Source organism: Microbacterium sp. NPDC057944 (genome assembly GCF_042887445.1).
Taxonomy (GTDB): domain Bacteria; phylum Actinomycetota; class Actinomycetes; order Actinomycetales; family Microbacteriaceae; genus Microbacterium; species Microbacterium natoriense.
Genome location: NZ_JBHVPJ010000001.1, coordinates 1,250,635 through 1,275,707, shown reverse-complemented (window position 1 = coordinate 1,275,707; position 25,073 = coordinate 1,250,635). Strand labels below are relative to the sequence as shown.

Here is a 25,073-nt window from a genome sequence, read left to right as displayed (position 1 = left end):
GGGCGCGGAGGCTCGCGGGTCAGTGATCGGTGCGATCCACCTCGACCTCTTTGCCCTCGCGATCCACGATCCTGCCGTCGACGACGGAGTCGCCGTCTTCGAGCGCGTCGAGGTACGCGACGGGGATGCTGCGCGTCGGCGCCGCCGCGAGCACGGACGCATCCGAGCTCGGACGCGCGCCGAGGTGGTTGAACACGAGGTTCAGCAGGATCGCCGCGACAGCCGCCGAGCTGATCCCGGAGTGGAAGATCGTGACGAACCACGCCGGCATCTGGTCGTAGATCGTCGGCGCGGCGATGGGCAGCATGCCGATGCCGATCGCGGTGGCGACGATGACGAGGTTCATGTTGCCGCGGTAGTCGACCTTCGCGAGCGTGCGGATGCCGCTGGCCGCGACCGAGCCGAAGAGCACGATGCCCGCACCGCCCAGCACCGGGCTCGGCACGGCCGCCACGACCCTGCCGAGCACGGGGAGGAGGCCGAGCACGACCAGCACGACGCCGCCCGCGGTGACGACGAAGCGGCTCTTGACTCCAGTGATCGCGACGAGGCCGACGTTCTGCGCGAACGCCGACTGCGTGAACGAGCCGAACACGGGCGACACGGCGCTGGAGAGCATGTCGGCGCGGAGTCCCGCGGCGATGCGCTTCGAATCGACCTTCGTGCCCACGATCTCGCCGACGGCGAGGATGTCGGCGGTCGTCTCGGTGAGCGTCACGAGGATCACGATGAACATCGAGATGATGCCGGCGATCTCGAACGTCGGCATCCCGAATCCGAACACGCTCGGCAGGGCGAAGATGGGGCCGTCGCCGACCGCGCCGAAGTCGACCCGGCCGAGGAGCGCCGCGACGATCGTGCCGATCACGATGGCGAGCAGGATCGCCAGTCGCGAGATCGCCCCCACCGGCACCTTGCTCAGCACCAGCACGATGACCAGGGTGATCGCGGCGAGGAGCAGGTTCTGCGGCGAGCCGAAGTCCGCCGCATCCCTGTTGCCGCCCATCGCCCACCCCGCCGCGACAGGCAGCAGCGTGAGGCCGATGGTCGTGATGACGACGCCGGTCACCACGGGCGGGAAGAACCGGATGATCGTCGCGAACACCGGCGCGATGAGGAGGCCGATGATCGACGCCACGATCACCGCCCCGAACACGGCGGGGAGCCCGCCGCCGCTCGTCACGATCGCGCCCATCGTCGCCACACCAGCGAACGAGACGCCCTGCACGAGCGGCAGCTGCGAGCCGAAGAACGGGATGCCGACGGTCTGCAGCACCGTGGCGAGCCCGCCCATGAAGAGGCAGGCCGTGATCAGCACGCCGATCTCGGCGCCGTCGAGACCCGCCATCGAGCCGATGATGAGCGGAGGGGCGATGATGCCGCCGTACATCGTGAGCACGTGCTGGATGCCGTAGGCGATGGTGGAGCCGAGCGGCAGGCGCTCGTCCTCCGGGCGGAGGGATGCCGTCTTCGTGGTGTTCATGTCGACCTCTTCGTCGTCTGTTGCCGGTTGTCTGTCGTCGTGCGGATGGTGGGTCAGGAGCGCCGTGCGAGGAGGTCGCGCGCCGCCTCGCTGTGCTGCGCGATGAGCCGGGGGATGTCGAGGCCGTCGATGAGGCCGTCGATCACCCGCCAGCGCCCGCCGACCATGACCCGGTCTGCGCGCTCGGCTCCGCACAGGAGCAGAGCGGCGACGGGGTCGTGGCTGCCGGAGAAGCGCAGCTCGTCGAGTGTGAACATGGCGAGGTCGGCCTGCATCCCCGGGGCGAGGGCTCCGATGTCGCTGCGTCCGAGCGCACGGGCGGATCCTGCGGTCGCCCAGCCGAGCGCGCGCTCCGGGGTGACGGCGGCCGCGCCGTAGCGGAGGCGCTGCAGGTACAGCGCCTGACGCACCTCCTGGATCATGTTCGAGCCGTCGTTCGAGGCGGAGCCGTCGACGCCGAGTCCGACCGGAGCGCCGGCCTCCTCGAGCTCGAGGGTGCGGGCGATGCCGGAGGCGAGGCGCATGTTCGAGGTCGCACAGTGCGACACGGCGGTCCCCGCTGCGCCGAGACGCGCGATCTCGGCGTCGTCGAAGTGGATGCCGTGCGCCAGCCAGGTGCGGTCAGACAGCCAGCCGACGCTCTCCAGGTAGTCGACGGTGCGCAGGCCGAACGTCTCGCGGCAGAAGTCCTCTTCGTCGAGGGTCTCGGCGAGGTGCGTGTGCAGACGCACGTCGAGGCGCTCGGCCAGGGCGGCGGTGTCGCGCATCACGCCCGTGGTCACCGAGAACGGCGAGCACGGGGCGAGTCCGATCTGCACGAAGGCCCCGTCGCCGCGCTCGTGGTAGGCGCCGACGAGGCGCTCGCTGTCGGCGAGGATGGTCTCGGCATCCTGCACCGTGCGCTGCGGCGGGAGTCCGCCGTCGTCCTCGCCGAGCGACATCGAACCGCGGGTGAGCGTGGCACGCATGCCGAGCCTTTTGACGACATCGACCTGCACGTCGATGCCGTCCTCCAGGCCGTTCGGGAACAGGTAGTGGTGGTCGGCCGCTGTGGTGCACCCCGACAGCAGCAGCTCGGCGAGCGCCACGGTGGTCGCGAGCTCCAGGTCGCGCGGCGTGAGCCCGGCCCACACCCCGTACAGCCCCTTCAGCCAGGGGAAGAGCTCGGCGCTCACGACGGGCGTCCAGGCGCGGGTGAGGGTCTGATAGAAGTGGTGGTGCGTGTTGATGAGGCCGGGGATCACGACGTGCCGCGACGCGTCGAGCACCTCGTCGACGGGGGCGCTCGGCGCTCCCCCCGCAGGTACGAGCTCGCGGATGCGCGAGCCCTCGACGACGATTCCGCCCGAGGCGTCGGCGTCCGTGCCCGTGTAGACGCCGAGCGGGTTCTTGAGCCAGGTGCTGGCCGGATGCTGCGACATGGTGGACTCCTTCCGTACGGTGGAGCCGCAGGCCGGCCCCACAGGGCCAGCTCAGTTGTGTCCTGTCTGCTGATCCAGGAGCCCCCTCATCGGGACTCTTCAGGTCTATCAGCCGCGCCGCACACCCGTCAAGAACTAATCTCACATCTCGGACGCTTAATTCCAAGATGCGAAATTAAAGCCGCAGGCTGGGAATCCCCGGCAATGCCCGGTAGCCTCGCGCCCATGGCCAGCACTCCCACGACCCTGTTCATCCTCGGCGCATCCGGCGACCTGACCTCCCGGCTGCTGCTGCCGTCGCTGGCCGCCCTGCTGGCCCGCCAGCCGCAGCGGAAGATCACCCTGCGCGGCGCGGGCACGGAGGACTGGGATGCCGCGAAGTGGCAGCAGGTCGTCGCCACCGCGTTCGCCGACTCCCCCGGCGCGCTCGATCGCGTCACGGTCGGCGACTACGCGGCCGCCGACGTGACCGATCGCGACGCCGTCGGCCGGATCGTCGGGTCGCTGCAGCCGGGGACCGTCCTCTACTTCGCCCTGCCGCCCGCCGTCACCCGCAGGGCGATCGACGCGATGCAGGGCATGTCGCTGCCGGAGGGCACGCTCCTCGCGATGGAGAAGCCCTTCGGCGATGACGAGGCCAGCGCCAGAGAGCTCAACGAGCAACTGGCCACGCTCGTCCCCGAGCAGCAGGTGTTCCGGGTCGACCACTTCCTCGGCCGGTCGACGCTGCTCAATCTGCTCGGCGTGCGGCTCGCGAACCGCATGTGGGAGCCGGTGTGGTCGGCCGAGCACATCGAGTCCGTGCACATCCGCTTCGACGAGTCGCTCGCGCTCGAGGGCCGCGCCCGGTACTACGACAGCGCCGGCGCGATGGTCGACATGATCCAGAGCCACCTGCTCCAGGTGCTGGCGCTGCTCGCGATGGACCCTCCCGCGACCCTCGGCGAGCGCGACCTGCGCGACGCGAAGGCCGCGGTGCTCCGCGCCACTCGCGTGCGCGGGGACATCGCCGACGCCGCCCGCCGCGCCAGGTACACCGCGGGCCGGGTCGGCGACCGCGACCTGCCGGCGTACGCGGATGAGGAGGGCGTGGATGCCGCGCGCGGCACCGAGACCCTGGCGGAGGTGACCTTCGAGGTCGCGAACGACCGCTGGGAGGGCGTGCCGTTCGTGCTGCGCTCCGGCAAGGCGCTGGAGGCCAAGAAGTCGGAGGTCGTCATCACCTTCAAGCGCGTGCGGCACATCCCGGCCGGACTCCACGGCACACCGGAGGACGGCGGCCGCCTCACGTTCTCGCTCGGCCCAGACACCCTGGCGCTGCGGCTGCACATGACCGGCGGCGACGACCCGTTCGCCCTCCGCGACGAAGACCTCACGGCCGACCTCGGCGAGGGCCAGCGACGCTCCTACGAGGAGGTCCTCGACGAACTGCTCGACGGCGAGGTCGCCCTGTCGGTGCGAGCCGACGAGGCCGAGGAGTGCTGGCGCATCATCCAGCCCGTGCGCGACGCGTGGGCCCGGGGCGAGACCCCGCTGGAGGAATACCCCGCCGGTTCGTCCGGCCCCACCGCTTGGCCGCACCTCTGACCCTCCCCTGGCCTCGGCTCGCGCGCATCGCGCTCACCGTTCCCCGGCGCCGGCTCCCGGCTCTCCGCGCTCCGTTGCCCGCTCTCCGCACTCCGTTGCCCGCTGCCGGGGCACGGCTCTCCGCGCTCCGCTGCCCGCTGCCGGGGCACGCTGCCCGCTCCCGCCGCAGCCGCCCGTTGCCCCGCCGCCTGCCGCCCGTCGCAGCTCCCGCTATCCGCTTCCAGCCGCCCGCTGCCGCTGCCGACTCTCGCTGCCCGCCGCCCGTTGCCCGCCGCAGCTCCCGCTGCCCGCTATCCATTACCCGCACCCCGCGCCGATCGGACCGGACGCGTCCGCCGGCGGCATCCGGGATGCGCTTCTGATCGATCCCGGGCGCGAGACCGGATCGGATGACGGAAAGGCGGCAGAACACGGACCGGAATGAGCGACCGGTCCTACGATCGGCAGCATGACAGCCCTCTCGCGGCGGACCAGAGCCGGTTACGCCCTCGGCGGGATTGCCTCCGGCACCTACGGCACGGTGCCGGGGCTCATCCTGATGCCCTTCCTCACGGACCTGCTCGGCGTGGAGGCGGCGATCGCCGGGATGATCGTGTTCGCCCCGAAGGCGTGGGACTTCTTCCTCAACCCGATCGCGGGGCGCATCAGCGACCGCTCGCGGCATCCGCACGACCGACGTCGGCCGTTCATCCTCCGCGCCGGCATCCTCCTCGCGCTCGCGTTCCTCGCCATGTTCTTCGGACCGACCGCACCGCCGGTCGCGGCCGCGCTCTGGGTGCTCGTGCTGTTCCTCGCCACGGCCACCGTGTACGCGTTCTTCCAGGTGCCGTACCTCGCGATGTCGGCCGAGATCACCGACGACTACTCCGAGCGGACGCGGCTCATCACCTGGCGGGTGATCGTGTTCACCCTTGCGATCCTCGTCTCCGGCGCGACGGCGCCCCTGCTCGTCGAGGCCGTCGGGGGCGTCGCCGGGTACCGGATCATGGCCGGCGCGATGGCCGTGCTGATCCTGATCGGCACGATCGGGGTGTGGTGGGGCACGAGGCGCGTCTCACTGACGCGCGATGAGGTCGCCGGCGGGCGGCTGCTCGAACAGCTCGCGATCGTGCTGCGCGAGAAGGACTCGCGCACGCTGATCGTCTCGTACGTGCTGCAGGCGGTCGCCATCGGCATGGTGCTCGGCGGCGTCGTCTACGTCGCGCGGCACGTCGTGCACGATCCGGGCGTCGCCACGATCGCGTTCGTGTGCTTCGTGGGCCCCGCCGTCGTGCTGACTCCCGTGTGGTCGCTGCTCGGGCGGAGGATCGGCAAGAAGGGCGGGTTCGCCGCCGCCACGGTCGTGATGACCGTCGGGCTCCTCGCCCTGCTCACGGCGCGATCAGGCGAGCCACTGCCGCTGCTGATCGCCTCGGGCATCGTCGGCGTCGGCTACGCAGGGGCGCAGCTCTTCCCGCTCGCGATGCTCCCCGACGTCGCGGCGGAAGACGCCAGACGCAGCGGAACCAACCGCATCGGCATGATCTCGGGCGTCTGGTCGGGGTTCGAGCTGCTCGGCTACGCCCTCGGACCTGCGCTGCTCGGGCTCGTCCTGAGCATCGGCGGCTACGTCGCCACGACCGGAGACGAGGTCGTCCAGTCGGATGCCGCGCAGTGGGCGATCGTGCTGGGGGTGTCGGTGATCCCCGCGGTCCTGTGCGCCGGGAGCCTGGTGCCGCTCTCGCGCTATCGCCTCGACGCCCGCCTGCGCGCCGAGGCCCGCGCCGACGCCTGACCGCGCCCGGGGTTGCCCGTGCCGGGGGTTGCCCGCGCCGCGGGTTGCCTGCGCCGGGGTTGCCTGCCCCGGGGTTGCCTGCGCTGGGGTTGCCTGCGCCGGGGTTGCCTGCGCCGGGGTTGCCTGCGCCGGGGTTGCCTGCGCCGCAGGCTGACCGCGCCGGGGTTGCCCGCGCTGCAGGCTGACCGCACCGCAGGCTGACCGACACGGCCTGCCCGACACGGCATCCCTCCGTGTCACCAACGCCGTGGTCTGATCGACACGGTCTGCCCGCGCCACGGCATCCGCTCGTCTCGCTCCGGAAGCCCCCACCTGCACGGGAAAGCCCCACCACACTCGCTCGGGAGGACTTCTCACGCTCGGGAGGAGCAATCGGGCTCAACCCTCCTCCCGAACCTGCTTTCTCCTCCCGAACGTACGCACCCCCGCGCGGCACCTGCGGCTCCCGCCGCTCCCGCGACCCACTCGAACGCCCACCCGCTCGGGAGGAGATCTCACGCTCGGGAGGAGCAATCCGGCTCAACCCTCCCCCCGAACCTGCTTTCTCCTCCCGAACGTACGCACCCCCGCGCGGCACGCGCGGCACCCGCGGCTCCTGCGGCTCCCGCCGCTCCCGCGAGCCACCCGCACGCCCACCCGCACGGGAGGAGATCTCACGCTCGGGAGGAGCAATCCGGCTCAACCCTCCTCCCGAACCTGCTTTCTCCTCCCGAACGTACGACCCCACGCAGCACCCACGCCCCCCACGAACCAATACAGCCCCCTCCGTGTCACCAGCGCAGCGGCACGCGCTCACGCGATCGGCCGGAGGCGTCGAGCAGGTGGCCGTTGCGCTTGATGCCGCGCAGCACGGTCCAGCGGTCGACGACGTCGATGTCGTCTCCCCAGGCCTGTTCGATCTGCTGCAGGCTCGTCAGCGATCGCGCGCGCACCCCCACGAACAGCGGAGCGCGCCCGACGAGGATGCCGACGCGATGCGCCTCCGGCAGGCGTGCGGCTCGTGCGGCGGCCCCCTCGGCGTCGGCGGAACGCGCCCAGAGGATCGCACCCCGACGGTACCCGGCGGCCGGCATCGCGAGGTCGCAGCCGAGCCGCAGCAGCCCGGCGGCGACGGCCCTGTCGACCGTGCGGCGGGCGGTGGCCTCGGAGACGCCGAGGATCTTCGCGACGGATGCCGCCGGCATCCGCGGATCCTCGTCGAGGGCCTCGGCGACCTCCGCGACGATCTCGACCCTCGGCGGACGGGCCTCGTCGGGCCGCGACGGATCCCGCAGAGCCCGCTGCTGCTGTCGCGAGAGCACGCGCAGCCGCCACGTCGAGTCCTCGGCCACGATCGCCGCGGCCACGTCCATCCGTCGCACGCGCGCCCCCCGCTCGGCGACGGCGCGCACGCGGTCGCCCAGTACGGCGAGGCCTCCTGCTCCCGCGACGAGCACGAGCACGCCGGCCGAGGTGTCGTCGGCACTCAGCACCCACGGGAGCCGCGCGATGCCGTCGACCGCGTCGGCGCTCGTGCGGGGGTCGAGCAGCACCATCGCGACATCGGTGGTCGACGAGAAGCGCTCCGGCGTCGGCCAGGCCGTGAGCCACGCGAGCGACTCCTCGCGCAGGGCCTGCCAGTGCCGGGCGACGGTCGCGGCATCCGCTCCCACCGCCGCTGCGACGCGCGTCCAGGGCGCCCTGGCGTCGATCTGCAGGGCGTGCACGATGGCGAGGTCGAGCTCGCCGAGGTCGCGGAGACTGTCCATGTGACGAATCGTAAGCATCTCCCGGTAGAAAGTGAAGGATTCGGCGTGACTGGGCTCGCATCTCGTGGTTCTCCCTAGCCTCACCTCATGGGTATGAGCGAAGAGTCGATCATGGCGAGCATCGAGGATCTCGTCGCGATGGCACCGCGCGCCACCGGGACCTCGGGCGGCGAGTCCGCTGCCGCGTACGTCTCGGAGCGCTTCGCGGGGGCGGGTCTCGAGACGCAGGTGATGGAGGTTCCCTCTTTCTCGTGGAGGGCCGACGCCTGCAGCATCCGCGTGGGCGACGAGGATCTGGCCTGCTCGCCGATCCTGCATTCCGGACTCGCCGCGCACGACTGGACCGGTACGGCCGAGCACCGTATCGACGCGCGCGTGGTCGACATCGGCGCCGACCGGGTGCGGCGCCACGACGTGCGCGGGGCGATCGTGCTGTTCGACCTCACGTTCGACATGACGGTGGCGCACTCGCTGCCGTTGACCATGTACCTGCACGACCCCGGCCGTCGGGTGATGCGCCGCGAGGTGCTCGGCAGCCGCAATCCCTACGTCACGTCCCTCGCCCGCACGATCACCGACGCGGCCGCGGCTGGTGCCGTGGGCGTGATCGGGGTGCTGCGCGACTATCCCGATTCCCGCAGTTACCACAACGAGTACTACCGGCGGACGCTGTTCACGCTCCCCGGCGCCTGGGTCACGCGCGCCGAGGGGGCGCGGCTGCGGCGGCTCCTCGCCGCGCACCCCGCGGCACGGCTCACCCTCGACATCACGCGCGAGGAGGTCGTGTCGCGCACCGTGATCGGCGTCCTCCCCGGACGCACGACGGATGCCGTGATGATCCAGTCGCACCACGACTCGATCGGCCCCGGCGCGGTCGAAGACGCCTCGGGCACCGCCGAGGTCATCGCGCTCGCCGAGCACTACGGCGCCGCCGCGGCATCCGGGATCGTGCGCGAGAAGACGCTGCTGTTCGTCACGTTCGACACGCACTTCACCGGGTACCAGGCGCACCGCGAGTTCGCCCGACGCTACGTCCTGTCGCCAGACTCCCCGTGGAACATCGTGCTCAACGCCACGATCGAGCACATCGGGCTGCGGGCCGTCGAAGGCCGTGACGGCGGCTTCGAGAGCACGGGAGAGACCGAGCCGCGCGGTATCTTCGTGAACGTGAACCCGGCCTTCACGTGGCGGATCGCCCGCAGCATCCGGCGCCATCGCCTGCACGGCACGAGTCTCATGGGCGCGGGGATGCTGGAGTTCGCGGCCGGCGGCATCCCCACCGACGCCTCGTTCACGTTCGTCTCGGGAGTGCCGACGATCAGCCTCATCTCCGGCCCCCTGTACCTCTACGACGACGCCGACACGATCGAGCGCATCGATCGCGCGCAGCTGGTGCCGGTCGCCCGCTTCTTCGCCGACCTCGTCGATGACGCCGACAGGCGGGACGGACGGATGCTGGGCACCATGCCCACGGCGCTGCGGCGGAGGCTGCCGCGGGGGCGCTGGTGATCCCTGGTCGCGTCGTCACCTTCCCCGCCGCGGGGATCGACGGCTCGGTGCAGGAGCAGACCGGGCTGCTGCACGTTCCAGACGGGCCTGCGCCCGCGGGCGGCCGACCCGTCGTCGTCTACGGGCACATGACGACGGGCGGCTCGCTGCGGTCGGCGCCGAGCATCGGAAGCCCCGAGCATCCGGAGTGGCGGCGGATGTCGCAGGGAGACGCCCTGTGCCGGATGCTCGTCGCGCGGGGCATCGCCGTGCTGCGTCCCGACTACGAGGGCATCGGCGGCCCCGGCATCCATCCGTACCTGATCGGCGCGTCCCTGGCGGAGTCGATGCACGCGATGGTGCGGGCGCGCGCGTCATTCGACGCCGACCTCGGCGACGCGTGGGTGGCGGCCGGTCATTCCGAGGGCGCCGTGGCCGCGCTGCACGCGTCGGTCCCGTCGGGTGAGGTGAATGGAGCGGCGTCCAGTGCCGGTGCGGTGGGCGCGGGTGGTGCCGGTGCCGGTGGGTCCGGCGCGGGTGCGTCCGGCGCGGGTGCGTCGGGCGCGGGTGCGTCCGGTATGTCCGGTGCGGATGCGGCCGGTGCCGGTGCGTCCGAAGTCGGTGCATCCGGGGCACCGGTGCCGGGTGCGGTGCTGCTCGGCACGGCGGCGTTCGCCCCGGTCACGCGCATGGACCTCAGCATCGGCCTGTCCCGCCGCATCGGCGTGCGCTTCGCGGGATCCGGGGTGGTGTCGGCGCTGATCGCGCTGATGCTGCGCGGGGCCGCGACCACCGACGAGCGGATGCGGGAGTTGATCGCCGCCGACGGTCTCGGCGCCCGCGCGGCGGAGCTGTGGCCCGACCTCGACGGTCTGTGCCTGACGGAGCTCGCCGCCCCCGCCTCGTGGGGCGGCCTCGCTCCCGGGCGCATCGGCGGGGCGTCGGGCGATGAGCTGTTCGCGCGCCTGGCCGAGAGTTTCCGGCGGAACGAGGTCGCGGCGCTCTCCGGTTTCCGTGCTCCCGTGCGGATCGACGCCGCGCGCTTCGACGAGGTCGCGCCCGCTCCCCTGACGGCGCGGCTGCTGCGCCGCTATCGCGCGGACGGGGTCGAGCTGACCTCCGCGTGGTGGCCGACCCACCACTCCGGCACCATGCATCCGTCGCACGCCCCGTCCCGCGCCGCCGCCTGGATCGCCGCCCGCTTCTCCTGACACTGCGCGCCGTGTTTCATCCCGGTCGCCGCGCGAGCTGAAACGCCCCGTCCACCCGGCACAGGGATCAGAAATGCCGCTGGGAGGGCCTCCGCAGCGGCATTTCTGATCCCTCACCACGCCGGCGAGAGAGAAGGCGCTCAGTCGTCGAGGAGCTCGGCCTCGATCACGTCGTCGTCGGATGCCGGGGCGCCAGGGGCCGGCGGCTCCGGGGTCTCTGCGGTGAGCACGAGGCCCGTCCCGTCGGCGGCGATGTCGACGCGCACCGTGTCGCCGTCGTGCACATTGCCCGACAGCAGCGCGGTCGCCAGCCTGTTCTGCACCTCGCTCTGGATGAGGCGGCGAAGCGGACGTGCACCGAACACCGGGTCGTAGCCCCGCTCGGCGAGCCAGGTCCGCGCATCCGGGGTGACCGCGAGCGTGAGACGGCGATCGTGCAGCCGCTTCTGCAGCGCGTCGACCGTGAGCTCCACGATCTGGGCGAGGTCGTCTTCGCTCAGCGCCGAGAACATCACGATGTCGTCGAGGCGGTTCAGGAACTCGGGCCGGAACGCCTGGCGCACGAGCGCCATGACCTGCTCGCGCTTGTCGTCGGGCGACAGCATCGGGTCGATGAGGATCGGCGAGCCGAGGTTCGACGTCAGGATCAGGATGACGTTCGAGAAGTCGACCGTGCGGCCCTGGCCGTCGGTGAGACGCCCGTCGTCGAGCACCTGCAGCAGCACGTCGAACACCTCGGGGTGCGCCTTCTCGACCTCGTCGAGCAGGATCACGCTGTACGGGCGACGCCGCACGGCCTCGGTGAGCTGACCGCCCTGCTCGTAGCCGACGTAACCGGGGCTCGCCCCTATCAAGCGTGAGACGGAGTGCTTCTCGCCGTACTCCGACATGTCGATGCGCACCATGGCGTGCTCGTCGTCGAAGAGGAAGTCCGCGAGGGCCTTCGCCAGCTCGGTCTTGCCCACACCGGTCGGACCGAGGAACAGGAACGAGCCGGTCGGGCGACCGGGGTCGCTGATGCCCGCGCGGGAGCGGCGCACGGCATCCGACACGGCCTTCACCGCATCCTTCTGCCCGATCAGGCGCTTGCCCAGCTCGGACTCCAGGTGCAGGAGACGCTCGCTCTCGCCCTGCATCAAGCGGCCGACGGGGATGCCGGTCCACGCGGCGATCACGGCGGCGATGTCTTCGTCGGTGACCTGCTCGTTGACCATGCGGGGCTCGGTCGAGGTCGTGGCCTCGGCCTGCTCGGCCTCCGCGATGTCGCGTTCGAGGCGCTTGATCGTCTCGTACTCGAGCTTCGACGCCTTCGTGTAATCGGCGTTGCGCATGGCGAGGTCGCGCTGCGTGATCGCATCGTCGAGCTGCTTCTTCAGCTCGCCCACGCGGTTCAGCCCCTGCCGCTCGCGCGCCCACCGCGCCTCGAGCCCTGCGAGCTGCTTCTCCATGCCGACGAGCTGCTCGCGCAGGGCGCTCAGGCGCTCCTTCGATGCGGCGTCCTTCTCGCGCTTGAGGGCGAGCTCTTCGAGCTTCATGCGGTCGACCTGGCGCTTGAGCTGGTCGATCTCGACCGGCGAGGAGTCGATCTCCATCTTGAGGCGCGACATCGACTCGTCGATCAGGTCGATCGCCTTGTCCGGCAGCTGACGCGCGGGCAGATAGCGGTTCGACAGCGCGGCGGCTGCGACCAGGGCGCTGTCGGAGATCGTGACGCCGTGGTGCGCCTCGTAGCGGCCCTTCAGCCCGCGGAGGATCGCGATCGTGTCCTCGACGGTCGGCTCGCCCACGTACACCTGCTGGAAGCGGCGTTCGAGCGCGGCATCCTTCTCGATGAACTCGCGGTACTCGTTGAGCGTGGTCGCGCCGATCAGACGCAGCTCGCCGCGGGCGAGCATCGGCTTGAGCATGTTGGATGCCGCGACCGATCCCTCGCCGCCGCCGGCGCCCATCAGGACGTGCAGCTCGTCGATGAAGGTGATGACGCGCCCGTCGGACTCGGTGATCTCCTTGAGGACGCTCTTCAGACGCTCTTCGAACTGGCCGCGGTACATGGCTCCGGCCACGAGGGCGGAGATGTCGAGCGAGACCAGCTCCTTGTCCTTGAGCGACTCGGCGACGTCGCCCGCGACGATGCGCTGGGCGAGCCCCTCGACCACGGCGGTCTTGCCGACGCCGGGCTCGCCGATCAGCACCGGGTTGTTCTTGGTGCGGCGGGTGAGCACCTGGCTGACACGGCGGATCTCGTTGTCACGGCCGATCACGGGGTCGAGCTTGCCCTGGCGGGCGCGGTCGGTGAGGTTGATCCCGAACTGCTCGAGTGCGGACTGCTGGTCTTCGGTCTGAGGGGTGGTCATTCGTCCTCCTGGGGAGTCTCCTTCTGGCGGATCCGTCATGGATCAAAGTTGAGTGGTGTTGACTCAACTTTATCACCTCAAGGCCTCCCTGACTAGCGTTGCTGCTCCGACATCAGCTCCCGGGCTTCATTCTTTGCGAGCCTCTTGCGCAGGTCGCTGTTCGCCCGCGCCCGCCGCAGCGACCGGATCGTCGCCGCGCGCTGGATTACAGCTCCCGGTTTCGCCCTTGAGAACATCGCCATCAGGAACCAGAGGTGCGTGGCCGAGAAAAGAATCAGGGTCCATCCGAGCGCAGGACTCACCATCGCCATCTGAAGTCCCAGGACAACACTGACGAGCATGCCTCCGATACCGGTGAACCATCGCATCCAGCTGCGTGAGCGCGCGGTATCCGAGAGGTCAGCGGTCGCTCTCCACCCGAGGGTGAAGACGACGTTGCCGTAATACAGCAGCATTGCGATGAGGATCAGCGTCCCGCGCGTGACCTCCGGCACGTCGATGGAGACAGTGAGGAAGCCGGCGATCGCAGCCCAGAGCATCAACGGCCCCACCCAGAGCACAGCCTCAGCAATCACCTGCGGCCGCACCTGCACGGTCTGCCCCCGACGAACGCCACAATCCGCGGCGCGATCCCGACGCAGCCGCCAGTTCTTGCGAGCGGTCCTCGCGCGCTCGCCGGCATTGGCCGCCCCGGTCACGGTTTGCGCGACGAGAACGCAGACCCAGGCCACGACAGCGCCGACCAGTGCGTCCACCGCTCGACTCGGCTGCATGATCGCGGTGAAGATCTGAGACGCCGACAGTCCTGCGATCAGGAACACGCATATGACCACACAGCGGAGCACGATGAGACGTGCGCGATCGCCGAGCATCCGTTCGGCGATGCCGAGGTTCGTCGCCGCCGCGAGCGCCACGAGCACGGTCGCTAGAACGCCGAGGATCGCGTAGTAGTCGTCGACGATGCCGGACAGCGCCGCGGCGACCCCGCTGATGCTCTCGGCATAGGGAACCCCGGTCACCAGCGACGCCGGACCGGCGAAGGCGAACGGCATGGGAACAAATGTAGCCATGAGAATCAGCCCCAGGACGACCGTGAGCCAGCGGTCAGACCGCGAGAGCGTCGATCCTATAACGCCCTGACGTGCATCTTGATCGGACATGAGAAGCCTTCCAGCGTTTCCGTTCGACGACCATCGTCGACTCGCTGCACAGTGTGGACCTCCCCTCAGACATCTGCTCACCCGAGCCCGACCCACTCACCCGCGCTCCGGGAGAACTGGTGCGACGCCGCAGACAACGGCGTCCCGAACCAGCCCCAGGACGACATCGAACCATCCCGAACGTCAGACTCCGGCTCGGCCGTTTCGGAGTCGACGGCCAGCAGAAAGACGTCGATCTGCGTATCGGGCTCGACATGGTCACCCTCGCTCGGAACAACGCGGTCGGCACAATCGTCCTGGTCTCGGGAGACGACGACCTGACTGAAACGGTCGAGCAGGCGCCTGATCTCGGGGCGACCGTCATCGTGTCGGCCGTACTCCATGCCGCTGGCATCGCGAACGCGGTAAGCAGGCATCTGCTCCGCACCGCCGACGATCTCGAAGTGCCGCCGCCTGCGCTCGATGCCAGCGTACGCCGACCGACGCAGTCCGCCGCTGCGGCTTCTTCGGGCATCCCTCCCGCAGCCAAGCCATCAGCACCGCGGCCGGTTCCTGCCCCGCCCCCGGACTTCGACCATCGGCTCCGCCGGTCGCCGTTCCCCCGACGCCCGCATACAGCTCGGGCGCCGGAGGGTCGCCATACATCGCTCGTTCGTCGCCGCACCCACACAGGTCGACGCGGTGCAGGCGGCTCGGCCGTCGATCCCGCGCGAGCTGGACCGCGCAACGCTGGCAGACCTGTCCGACAAGCTCGGCGTCTTCACACTCACCGATCCTGAGCGCTACGCGTTGCGCGATTGATTCTGGGTCCGGGTAGATAAGCAGGCATGACCCGGCCCGACATCCACCCCCTGATGGCTGCCCGTTCTCGAATTCGACAACCTCGCGAAGTATACTCAAACTCACCGTATGTGAGTTACTGAGAGCTCTTGCCACTATCATCAGTACGTACATACTGCTACTGTTTCTGAATGATCCTCGGCGATATGTGCACCATACGCTCAGGAATGACCTTGCGCTCACGCCTCGCGGAGGCACCTGACGGCCTCCTGACCGTCCAGCAAGGCGATATCTCGCCACGTGGAGAGTTTGATCGCGAGAACGCTTCCCGCATGTCCACTCCGGCCTCGTCCTCCCACCTGGTCGCCCCCGGCGAACTGGTCGTCCGGTCCCGGGGGCCGTTCTGGAGTGCCTGGGCTCCCAGCGATCTCGACGAGCCCGTCGCCGCGATCGCACCGCTCTTCATCCTGACCCCAGCCCCCGACATCGATCCCGCCTACCTCGCGTGGTTCATTGGCCGCCCGGCGGCACAGCGGTACTTCGCGACCGAATCCATGGGCACGAGTGTCAAGATGATTCCTCGCGACGTACTCGGGCGGCTACCCATCACCGCGCCGCCGATCGAGCAGCAGCGAACGATCGCAACCGCCGCAGCCCTCAGCGAGCACGAGCATCGCCTGTCCGCTCGCCTCTCAGACCTCCGCCACACCCTGAACTCCGCACACCTCGATCAGTACTCGCGGCGTGCCGCCGCGGCATCCGACACCGACAGGACCACTCGATGACCGACACCGTCACACAGCAGCGCATCAACAACGCGGCCTGGGCCGCGTGCGACACCTTCCGTGGTGTCGTCGATGCGACGCAGTACAAGGACTACATCCTCGTGATGCTGTTCCTGAAGTACATCTCGGACATCTGGATCGATCACAAGGAGCAGTATGAGCGCGAACTCCGAGGGGATGCGCGCAAGATCGGGGTGAAGCTGAGCCGCGAGCGCTTTCCCCTCCCCGACGGCGCGAGCTTCTACGACCTCTACGAGAACCGCAAGGCCGACAACATCGGCGAACGCATCAACATCGCGCTCGAAGCAATCGAAGAGGCCAACAAAGCGAAGCTCGACAAGGTGTTCCGCAACATCGACTTCAACTCCGAGGCGAACCTGGGGCAGATCAAGGAGCGCAACCGGCGCCTGCGGCATCTGCTCGAGGACTTTCACAAGCCCGAGCTCGACCTTCGACCGTCTCGCGTGAATGAAGACATCATCGGCGAGACGTACATCTATCTGATCTCGCGGTTCGCGTCGGATGCCGGAAAGAAAGCCGGCGAGTTCTACACCCCGGCGTCCGTCTCCCGCCTTCTGGCCCGACTCGCCGCCCCAAAGCCCGGCGACACCATCTTCGATCCGGCGTGCGGCTCCGGGTCGCTTCTGATCGAGGCGGCTCGGGAGGTGGGAACGAACAACTATCAGTTGTTCGGCCAGGAGGTCAACGGGGCCACGTGGGCGCTTGCCCGGATGAACATGTTCATGCACGCGAACGATGCTGCCTTCATCGAATGGGGAAACACCCTCACCGCACCGACGCTTCTCGTGGACGACCGACTGCGTCAGTTCGACGTCGTCGCCGCGAACCCCCCGTTCTCGCTCGATAAGTGGGGCGCTGAGGAGGCATCCGCCGACACGCACAGGCGGTTCTGGCGTGGGGTGCCGCCGAAGAGCAAGGGCGACTACGCGTTCATCACGCACATGATCGAGGTGGCCAAGCCCCAGAGCGGAAGGGTTGCGGTCATCGTGCCCCACGGCGTGCTCTTCCGCGGAGCCGCGGAGGGACGCATCCGCCGATCGCTCATCGACGAGAACCTGCTCGACGCGGTGATCGGACTGCCCGCGAATCTCTTCACCACCACGGGGATCCCTGTCGCGATCCTGATCTTCGATCGTTCGCGTGAGGCGGGTGGCGCGAACGCTGACCGCGATGATGTGCTGTTCATCGACGCGAGCCGAGAGTTCACGCCAGCGAGATCGCAGAGCCTGCTCGACACCACCCATCTCGACAAGATCGTCGCGACCTATCGCGACCGCGCTGAGATCGAGCGCTACTCGCACCGCGCGACGCGGGAGGAGATCGCCGGGAACGACTTCAACCTCAACATCCCCCGTTATGTCGACACCTTCGAGGCGGAACCCGAGATCGACATCGTCGCCGTGCAACGCGAGATCGAACAGGTCGAGGCCGAACTCGTCGAGGTCGGCGCGCGCATGGCGGGCTATCTCAAGGAGCTGGGACTCAATGACTGACTCGTCGGACGTAGCGGGCGAGATCGTGCTCTATACGAGCGAAGACGGTCTCGCGCGCGTGCAGTTGCGGGCGATCGACGGATCGGCGTGGTTGACGCAGCGCGGCATCGCAGAACTGTTCGAGGTGACGCCGCAGGCGATCACGCAACACATCACCTCGATCTGTGCCGAAGGCGACCTCGATGAGGAGTCAACCTGTAACGATTACTTACAGGTTCAGCTCGAGGGAGGTCGTGAGGTGCGTCGCACCGTTCGGCATTACAACCTCGACATGATCCTTGCCATCGGCTACCGGGTGCGCTCTGCCCGGGGTGCGCAGTTCCGGCGATGGGCGACAACGGTGCTCTCCGAGTACCTGGTCAAGGGCTTCGCCATGGACGACGCCAAGCTCAAGGATGCTCCGCAATGGGATTACTTCGATGAGTGGCTCGAGCGCATCCGCGACATCCGCGCCTCCGAGAAGCGGTTCTATCAGAAGGTGTGCGATCTGTATGCGACCGCAGTCGACTACGACGCATCGTCGGAGGCCGCACGCGAGTTCTTCAAGAAGGTGCAGAACAAGATGCTCTGGGCCGTCACCGGCAAGACGGCGGCTGAACTCATCTCGGAGCGGAGCAAGGCTGATGCGCCGAACATGGGTCTCACGAGTTGGGCGGGAACGATCGTGCGCAAAGGCGATGTCGCCATCGGCAAGAACTATCTCGCGGAGGAAGAGGTATCGGAACTCAACCGCATCGTCACGATGTACCTCGACTTCGCGGAAGATCAGGCGAAGCGACGGAAGACGATGACGATGTCCGAATGGAGCGACCGTCTCGACGCGTTCCTCACGTTCAACGACCGAGGTGTGCTAGCAAACGCCGGGCATCTCCAGATGGCGGTCGCTAAGGCGCTCGCCAAGCGACGGTACATCGAGTTCGACGCGACCCGTAGTCGGGCGGAGGCGGAGGCTGCGGATGCCGCGGACTTCGCGGCGATCGAGGCGCTGGGGAGGGAGGCGGAATGAGCTGGCATACAACGCAGCCCTTCACTCCGCTCGCGACTATCGCGACAGCCCCTATTGTCTATGGCATTGTGCAGCCAGGTGAAAATGTCAGCGCCGGGGTGCCGTTCGTCCAGACGCGAGACATCGGCGGTGTTCTCGACCCCGCGCATCTTGACAGGACCACTGACAAGATCGCGGCCGCGTATGGCCGCTCGTCACTCATCGCAGGGGACATACTCATCGCTCTCAGAGGAGAGATAGGATCGAGTGCGTTGGTGCCAGAATCACTCACTGGCGCTAACATTTCGCGCGGCGTCGCCCGGCTGCGAGTCTCTGCCCAACACGATCCGCACTTCGTGCACCAGGTCCTCTCATCTACACACGTGCGGCGCGAGATCGATTCTCTTTCAAGGGGCAGCGCCCTTCGTGAGATCTCCATAGGCGCTCTCCGCACGGTCACGATCCCCACACCTTCGCTCCCCGAGCAACGCAAGATCGCGGAGATCCTCCGCGTGTGGGACAAAGCGATCGGGACAACCGAAACTCTCTCCTCGCTGAAGCAGAAACGGTTCCGGTACGCCCTTCAGCGCCTGCTCAGTTCCGAGAATTGGCCGCGGGTGACGCTAGGACGCGTGACTGAACGAGTGGTGAGAAAGAACGACGGACGTGATCACCTGGTCATGACCATCTCCGCGAAGTCGGGTTTCGTTGCGCAAGCTGACAAGTACCGGCGTGACATGGCGGGGAAGAGCGCAGAGACCTACACCCTCTTACGCAAGGGAGAATTCGCTTACAACAAGGGAAACTCGCTTACTTATCCCCAAGGCTGCATCTTCCCGCTCAGGCAGCCCACCGCACTCGTCCCAAGCGTCTACGTCGCTTTCCGCCTCGACCCCGAACTCAATGCAAACTACTACGAGCACCTCTTCTCGGCTGGGCTCCTGAATCGCCAGCTCGCTCAGCGAATCAGCGCGGGAGTGAGGAACAACGGGCTCCTGAACATCAACGCGACGGAGTTCTTCGACATTCGCGTGCCGGTACCGCCGCGGCCGGAACAGGATCGAGTCGCAAAGGTCCTTGACTCGATGACCGCTGAGATCGCGCTCCTCGACCGCAAGATCGAGCTGCTCCGCACCCAGAAGCGCGGCCTGATGCAGAAGCTGCTGACTGGCGATGTCCGCGTCATCCCCGAAGTCGTCCCGGAGGAGGAACAGCCGTGACCGTACCGTCGTTCGACCCGAGCGAGAAGCTGCAGTCCCAGCTGCCCGCGCTGCAACTGTTCGTCGCGCTCGGCTACACGCCGCTCTCCCCCGCGCAGGCGCTCGCCCTGCGCGGGGGGAAGCAGCGGAACGTCATCCTCGAGGATGTGCTCGCCGACCAGATCGTCAAGCTCAACCGCTTCGAGTATCGCGGTCGGGAGTACCCGGTCGATCCTGCCGACGCGAGCGAGGCGATCCGTCAACTCCATTCGCTTGAGCAAAACAAGGGAGTGAACGCCACAAACCAGGCGATCTACGACCAGCTGGTGCTCGGTGCGACCGTCGCGAAGACCATCGACGGAGACACAAAGAGCCGGCACATCCGCTACATCGATTGGCTCGAGCCCGCGAACAACGCCTTCCACGTCACCGCCGAATACACGGTCGACCGTACTGGTGCGACCGACACCGACCGACTCGACCTTGTGGCGTTCGTGAATGGCATCCCGTTCGTCGCCGTCGAATGCAAGCGCCCGGCCGAGCCGATCAAGAAGGCCGATCACCAGCTGCTCCGCTATCAGCGTCCGAACGAGATCCCGTCCTTCTTCCACTTCGCGCAGCTGCTCGTCGCCACCAACCGGCGTGAGGCGAGATACGCCACCGTGGGCACGCCCTCGAAGTTCTGGAGCCCATGGCGCGAGGAAGGCGATGACGACGTCTCCGGCTTCACCTCGGAACCGCTCGGCGCATCCGTACTGGACGCGCTCTTCGTCGCTCCCGATTCTCGCGCCGCCGCCCACAAACAACTTGACGGACTCGCCGCACGCACGCCGAGCGAGCAGGACCGACTGCTGGCAGCGCTGTGCCGCCCGGATCGCCTGCTCGAACTCGTGCGTACCTTCACGGTCTTCGACGGCGGCATCCGCAAGGTCGCCCGGCACCAGCAGTTCTTCGCCGTGCACAATGCGCTCGCCCGGGTGACTTCCGGCACCCAGGGACAAACGCGCCCCGGCGGCGTGATCTGGCACACCCAGGGGTCCGGCAAGTCGCTCACGATGGTGATGCTCGCGAAGGCCCTTGAGCTGGAGCCCTCGATCACGAACGCGAGGGTGATTCTCGTCACCGACCGCGATGACCTCGATGAGCAGATCCGCGACACCTTCAGGTCATGTCGGCTCGAACCGGTCCGTGCGAAGAGCGGCAAGCACCTCGCCGAGCTCATTCGAACGAAGACACCGCTCATCACGACGATCGTGAATAAGTTCGAGAATGCGTCGAAGTGGATGTCCGAACGAGACCTCGACCCGAACCTGTTCGTTCTCGTCGATGAGAGCCACCGCAGTCATTCCGCCCGCCACGGCGAGTTCGGGGCGTTCGCTGCCAAGATGCGGCATTTGCTTCCGCATGCGAACTACATCGGCTTCACGGGCACCCCCCTCCTCAAGAAGGAGAAGAGCACTTTCCGAACCTTCGGCTCCCCGATCCACGAGTACACGATCCGCGATGCCGAACGCGACGAAGCGGTCGTGCCACTGCTGTACGAGGGCCGCATGGTCGAGCAGCAGATCGCCGAGACGGTGATCGATGCCTGGTTCGACAAGATCTGCGAGGGTCTCACGCCCGAGCAGCAGGTCGACCTCAAGCGCAAGTTCTCCCGTGCCGACGTGCTTTCCGGTGCGGGGCAGGTCATCCGGGCGAAGGCGTTCGACATCTCCGAGCACTACCGCATGCACTGGCAAGGCACGGGGCTGAAGGCACAGCTGATCGCACCAGACAAGGCCGCCGCGATCAGGTTTCAGCACGTGCTCGACGAGATCGGCCACGTCCGCAGTGAGGTGATGATCTCCGCACCGGGTGACGAGGAGGACGTCGAAGCGGGCGACCGCGAGTCGCGCGAACTCGTGCAGCGGTTCTGGGATGACGCGATGAAACGCTACGGCGGCGAAGCGAGATACAACCAGCAGGTCGTCGCTGATTTCAAAGGCCCGAACGGCCCCGAGATCCTCATCGTCGTCTCCAAGTTGCTCACAGGCTTCGACGCCCCCCGCAACACCGTGCTCTACATCTGCCGCAGTCTGCGTGAGCACACGCTGCTGCAGGCCATCGCCCGGGTCAACCGTCTGTACGAGCCCGACCATGATGAGGATCCGCCGAAGGACTTCGGTCACATCATCGACTACGAGGGCCTGCTCGGAGAGCTCAGGGATGCGCTCAACACCTACTCCGCGCTGGACGGCTTCGACCTGGACGACCTGATGGGGGCCGTCGTCGACGTGCGCGAGGAGATCACGCATCTGGACGCGCGGTGGTCGGCGGTGTGGTCGCTGTTCACCGGCATCCGCCGCGACGACATGGAAGCACTCGAGCAGCACCTTGAGGCCAAAGACCGTCGCGAGGATTTCTACGCGCTGCTCTCCGCCTTCACCCGGACCCTGCACATCGCTCTCTCAAGCGACAAGGTCGGCGAGGTGATCAGTCTCGAGCGGCTCGAGGCATATAAGCGCGACTGGAAGAGCTTCGTCAGCCTGAGGTCGTCAGCACAATGGCGCTATAACGAGAAGGTCGACCTTCGCGACTACGAGCCGAAGATCAGGAAGCTGCTCGACGACCACCTCACCGCGCTGCCATCCGCCGTGCTAATCCCGGAACTCGAACTCGGCGACTCGGCCGCCGTGCGCGCAGTGGCAGAAGCGCACGGGCAGAGCGCCGCCGCCCGGGCTGACCGCATCGCCAGTGCCACCACGAAACACATCTCGGCGCGGTTGCAGGAGGATCCGGTGAGGTACGAGCGCTTCGCGAAGCTGATCCAGGACGCCATCGACGCCCACCGGGCGCACCGGCTGAGCGAAGTCGAGTACCTCGAACAGATCCTTGAGCTGCGCGACGCGGTGATCAGCGGGCGGCGCGAGACCACGCTCCCGGCGATCATCGCCCATCAGGACGACGCGTCCGCGATCTACGAATCGATCGTTCGTCACTTCCCCATCGACGATGGGCAGGTCACCCATGACGTCGTCGCGGGTATCGCCGTCGACCTCATCAAGCTCGTGCGCCATCATCACATCGTCGGATTCTGGATCAACGCCGAAGCCCAGAACACTCTGCTCAACGCCATCGATGATTACCTGTGGGATGACGTCGAAGGAGCCAAGGGTGTTTCGCTGACCCCTTCTGATGAAGCATCCATCCGCGGTGATGTCATGAGCATCGCCAGGGCCAGATTCCCGTGAACGCACAGCACACCGTGGACTACGGTGACGCCCGAATCGACTACGAAGTCACGCACACCAACCGCGACACGCTCGACATCGCAGTCGCGCCGAACGGCGTGATCACGGTTCGCGCCCCGATGAACGCCAAGCCGGATCAGATCGCGGACCGCGTACGTCAGCGCGGGCGCTGGATCCTCACTCAGCGCCGCTATTTCGACCAGTTCCGGCCGCGGACCACTGATCGCCGCTGGGTGCCCGGAGAAACGCACCTCTATCGCGGCCGACAGTACCGCCTGCGGATCGGAGAACCGGAACGGCTTCCGCAGCGGATTCGACTCATAGGGGGCTTTCTGCTGCTCGACGGCGTCGACTTCAGCGACAGCGTGACCATCGAACGCATGATGCTCGCCTGGTATCGCGAGCGCGCCCACGACGTCTTCACGCGGCAGCTGCCGGGGTGCATGGCGCGCTTCGGCGATCGGGCTATCTCGCCCACGTCCGTGCAGCTCCGAACGATGCGGACTCACTGGGGGTCGATGTCTGCGAACGGTCGCCTCAGTCTCAACCCGGGACTCGTCCGCGCACCGACTGAGGCGATCGACTACGTGATCACCCATGAACTCGCCCATCTTGTCGTGCCGCATCACGGACGCGAGTTCTGGGAGTTGATGACCTCGGTATTGCCTGACCATGCGGAGCGGAAGGCGCGGCTGGAGCGCGCGCTCATGTAGTGCTGCATCCAGTCCATCGCTCTCCCCCGGATAGCGCCGAAACCCCCGGATATCGCAGAGACCCCCTGCCACCGGTGCACGATCGCCGAGACCCCTTCCTATCGCCGAAGCCCCCAGCCACTCGCGTGAGTAGCTGGGGGTTTCGACGAACAGAGGGGGTCTCGGCGACCGCGGCCGCCAGGCGAGAACGCCAGGCTCCATGCGACCGCGGTCGCAGAGGGTTACTCGGTCATCCCGCGACGAAGCAGACGACCGCGCGGGGTCTCGAAGTCGATGACCTCGCCGTGCAGCCAGGTCTTGCGCACGACGCCCGCGAGGGCCTTGCCGTGGTACGGGGTGAGCGGGTTCTTGTGGTGCAGCTTCTTCACGTCGACGACGTACGCGTCATCCGCCGCGAAGATCGAGAAGTCGGCGTCGTAGCCGGGGGCGATGCGCCCCTTGCCCGTGAGCCCGGCGAACTGCGCAGGGCGCTCGCTCATCCACGCGACGACCGTCTCGAGCGAGAGGCCGCGCTGACGGGCCTCGGTCCAGATCAGCGAGAGGCCGAGCTGCAGCGACGCGACGCCACCCCAGGCCACGGCGAAGTCGCCGTTCTCGAGGTCCTTGAGGTCGAGGGTCGACGGCGAGTGGTCCGACACGATGAAGTCGATCGTGCCGTCCTCCAGGCCCTGCCACAGCTGCTCGCGGTTGCCCGCCTCGCGGATCGGCGGGCAGCACTTGAACTGCGTGGCGCCGTGCGGGATCTCCTCGGCCGTGAGGGTGAGGTAGTGCGGGCAGGTCTCGACCGTGAGCTTGAGTCCGTCGTTCTTGGCGGAGCGCAGCATGGGCAGCGCGTCCGACGACGACAGGTGCAGGATGTGTGCGCGTCCACCCGTCCAGCGCGCACGCTCGATGACCTCGGCGATCGCGAGGTTCTCGGCGCCGCGGGGGCGCGACGCGAGGAACTTCGCGTAGTCGTCGCCCTCGGGCTGCGGGGCGCGGTCGATCGCGCGGGAGTCCTCGGCGTGCACGATCATGACCGAGTCGAACGTCGCGAGCTCCCGCATGTCCTTCTCGAGCTCGTCGGCGTCCAGCGGCGGGAACTCGTCCACACCGGAGTGCAGCAGGAAGCTCTTGAATCCGAAGACGCCGGCGTCGTGCAGCGGGCGGAGGTCGGCGGTGTTGCCGGGCACGGCGCCGCCCCAGAAGCCCACGTCGACGTGGGTCTGCCCCTTCGCGGCCTCGCGCTTGATGTTCAGCGCCTCGACGCTGATGGTCGGCGGGATGCTGTTCAGCGGCATGTCGACGATGGTCGTGACCCCGCCGGCGGCGGCGGCGCGCGTGGCGGAGGCGAAACCCTCCCACTCGGTCCTGCCGGGCTCGTTCACATGCACGTGGGTGTCGACGAGGCCCGGGATGAGGGTCTCGTCGTCGGCGAGCTCGATGATCTCGGCGCCGTCGAGGTTGTTGCCCAGGGGCTGCATCGCGACGATCACGCCGTGGCGGATGCCGACCTCACGGGGACGGACGCCCGCCGAGGTGAGCACCCGCTGCCCGCGGATCACCAGGTCGTAGTGCTCCCCCGTCGGGTCGAGCGACACCGCTCCGGCATCCTGGTGCTCGTTCTCCTGCGACATGTCGCTTCCCTTCTGCCGGCTGCGG

17 protein-coding genes and 1 pseudogene are annotated in these 25,073 nt (G+C 68.0%); 12 read left to right on the top strand and 6 right to left on the bottom strand.

Translation table 11 applies throughout. From position 1 onward, the window contains the following. Positions 1-19 precede the first annotated feature (19 nt). Together ACFVRO_RS05770 and ACFVRO_RS05765 are read right to left on the bottom strand one after the other, a co-directional pair. On the bottom strand, positions 20-1,483 hold the full coding sequence (locus ACFVRO_RS05770) for a nucleobase:cation symporter-2 family protein (RefSeq protein ID WP_386950214.1): 1,464 nt from the start codon (positions 1,481-1,483) through the stop codon (positions 20-22). A 53-nt stretch (positions 1,484-1,536) separates the two neighbouring features. Next, entirely contained in the window at positions 1,537-2,904 is a 1,368-nt protein-coding gene (locus ACFVRO_RS05765; protein ID WP_386950211.1) for an 8-oxoguanine deaminase, read from the bottom strand. 225 nt (positions 2,905-3,129) lie between these two features. On the opposite strand from ACFVRO_RS05765, the gene ACFVRO_RS05760 reads away from it, so the two are divergent. Together ACFVRO_RS05760 and ACFVRO_RS05755 are read left to right on the top strand one after the other, a co-directional pair. Next, on the top strand, positions 3,130-4,491 hold the full coding sequence (locus ACFVRO_RS05760; RefSeq protein ID WP_386950208.1) for a glucose-6-phosphate dehydrogenase: 1,362 nt from the start codon (positions 3,130-3,132) through the stop codon (positions 4,489-4,491). 448 nt (positions 4,492-4,939) lie between these two features. Further along, entirely contained in the window at positions 4,940-6,265 is a 1,326-nt protein-coding gene (locus ACFVRO_RS05755; protein WP_386950206.1) for an MFS transporter, read from the top strand. 770 nt (positions 6,266-7,035) lie between these two features. On the opposite strand, the gene ACFVRO_RS05750 is transcribed toward ACFVRO_RS05755, so the two are convergent. Then, positions 7,036-8,013 carry an AsnC family transcriptional regulator gene (locus ACFVRO_RS05750; RefSeq protein ID WP_386950203.1) on the bottom strand — a complete coding sequence of 326 codons (978 nt, stop codon included), beginning with the start codon at positions 8,011-8,013 and terminating at the stop codon, positions 7,036-7,038. Between the two features lie 87 nt (positions 8,014-8,100). On the opposite strand from ACFVRO_RS05750, the gene ACFVRO_RS05745 reads away from it, so the two are divergent. Continuing rightward, positions 8,101-9,522 (top strand): M28 family peptidase, encoded by a 1,422-nt coding sequence (locus ACFVRO_RS05745; RefSeq protein ID WP_386950201.1) that lies wholly within the window; start codon positions 8,101-8,103, stop codon positions 9,520-9,522. After that, complete coding sequence (locus ACFVRO_RS05740; RefSeq protein ID WP_386950198.1) at positions 9,519-10,712, top strand: alpha/beta hydrolase family protein; 1,194 nt, start codon at positions 9,519-9,521, stop codon at positions 10,710-10,712. Before ACFVRO_RS05745 ends, ACFVRO_RS05740 begins: the two co-directional genes overlap by 4 nt. A 140-nt stretch (positions 10,713-10,852) precedes the next feature. Here ACFVRO_RS05740 and ACFVRO_RS05735 read toward each other — a convergent pair whose 3' ends face one another. Beyond that, the gene (locus ACFVRO_RS05735; RefSeq protein ID WP_386950195.1) at positions 10,853-13,066 is read right to left on the bottom strand and encodes an ATP-dependent Clp protease ATP-binding subunit; all 2,214 of its coding nucleotides are present in this window, start codon (positions 13,064-13,066) and stop codon (positions 10,853-10,855) included. A 92-nt stretch (positions 13,067-13,158) separates the two neighbouring features. After that, positions 13,159-14,118: a hypothetical protein gene (locus ACFVRO_RS05730; protein WP_386950192.1), complete on the bottom strand. Its 960-nt coding sequence runs from the start codon at positions 14,116-14,118 to the stop codon at positions 13,159-13,161. A gap of 161 nt (positions 14,119-14,279) precedes the next feature. Here ACFVRO_RS05730 and ACFVRO_RS05725 point away from each other — a divergent pair. The 8 genes and pseudogenes from ACFVRO_RS05725 to ACFVRO_RS05690 form a co-directional block, all read left to right on the top strand. Then, positions 14,280-14,579 (top strand): annotated as a pseudogene (locus ACFVRO_RS05725) (NYN domain-containing protein); the annotation flags it as partial. Positions 14,580-14,688: 109 nt separating this feature from the next. After that, positions 14,689-15,027, top strand: coding sequence for a hypothetical protein (locus tag ACFVRO_RS05720; protein WP_386951622.1), 339 nt, complete (start codon positions 14,689-14,691; stop codon positions 15,025-15,027). Between the two features lie 170 nt (positions 15,028-15,197). Further along, positions 15,198-15,791: a hypothetical protein gene (locus tag ACFVRO_RS05715; RefSeq protein ID WP_386950189.1), complete on the top strand. Its 594-nt coding sequence runs from the start codon at positions 15,198-15,200 to the stop codon at positions 15,789-15,791. After that, positions 15,788-17,305: a type I restriction-modification system subunit M gene (locus ACFVRO_RS05710; RefSeq protein WP_386950186.1), complete on the top strand. Its 1,518-nt coding sequence runs from the start codon at positions 15,788-15,790 to the stop codon at positions 17,303-17,305. Before ACFVRO_RS05715 ends, ACFVRO_RS05710 begins: the two co-directional genes overlap by 4 nt. Further along, positions 17,298-18,311, top strand: coding sequence for a virulence RhuM family protein (locus ACFVRO_RS05705; RefSeq protein ID WP_386950185.1), 1,014 nt, complete (start codon positions 17,298-17,300; stop codon positions 18,309-18,311). Before ACFVRO_RS05710 ends, ACFVRO_RS05705 begins: the two co-directional genes overlap by 8 nt. Further along, positions 18,308-19,510, top strand: a complete 1,203-nt coding sequence (locus tag ACFVRO_RS05700; RefSeq protein ID WP_386950182.1) for a restriction endonuclease subunit S — start codon at positions 18,308-18,310, stop codon at positions 19,508-19,510. Before ACFVRO_RS05705 ends, ACFVRO_RS05700 begins: the two co-directional genes overlap by 4 nt. Beyond that, a complete protein-coding gene (locus ACFVRO_RS05695; protein ID WP_386950178.1) occupies positions 19,507-22,719 on the top strand; it encodes a type I restriction endonuclease subunit R in 3,213 nt (1,070 codons plus the stop codon). Before ACFVRO_RS05700 ends, ACFVRO_RS05695 begins: the two co-directional genes overlap by 4 nt. Continuing rightward, positions 22,716-23,432, top strand: a complete 717-nt coding sequence (locus ACFVRO_RS05690) for a M48 family metallopeptidase (RefSeq protein ID WP_386950175.1) — start codon at positions 22,716-22,718, stop codon at positions 23,430-23,432. The genes ACFVRO_RS05695 and ACFVRO_RS05690 overlap by 4 nt, the downstream gene beginning before the upstream one ends. A gap of 221 nt (positions 23,433-23,653) precedes the next feature. Here ACFVRO_RS05690 and allB read toward each other — a convergent pair whose 3' ends face one another. Continuing rightward, complete coding sequence (gene allB, locus ACFVRO_RS05685; protein ID WP_223585693.1) at positions 23,654-25,048, bottom strand: allantoinase AllB; 1,395 nt, start codon at positions 25,046-25,048, stop codon at positions 23,654-23,656. Between the last annotated feature and the right edge of the window lie 25 nt (positions 25,049-25,073).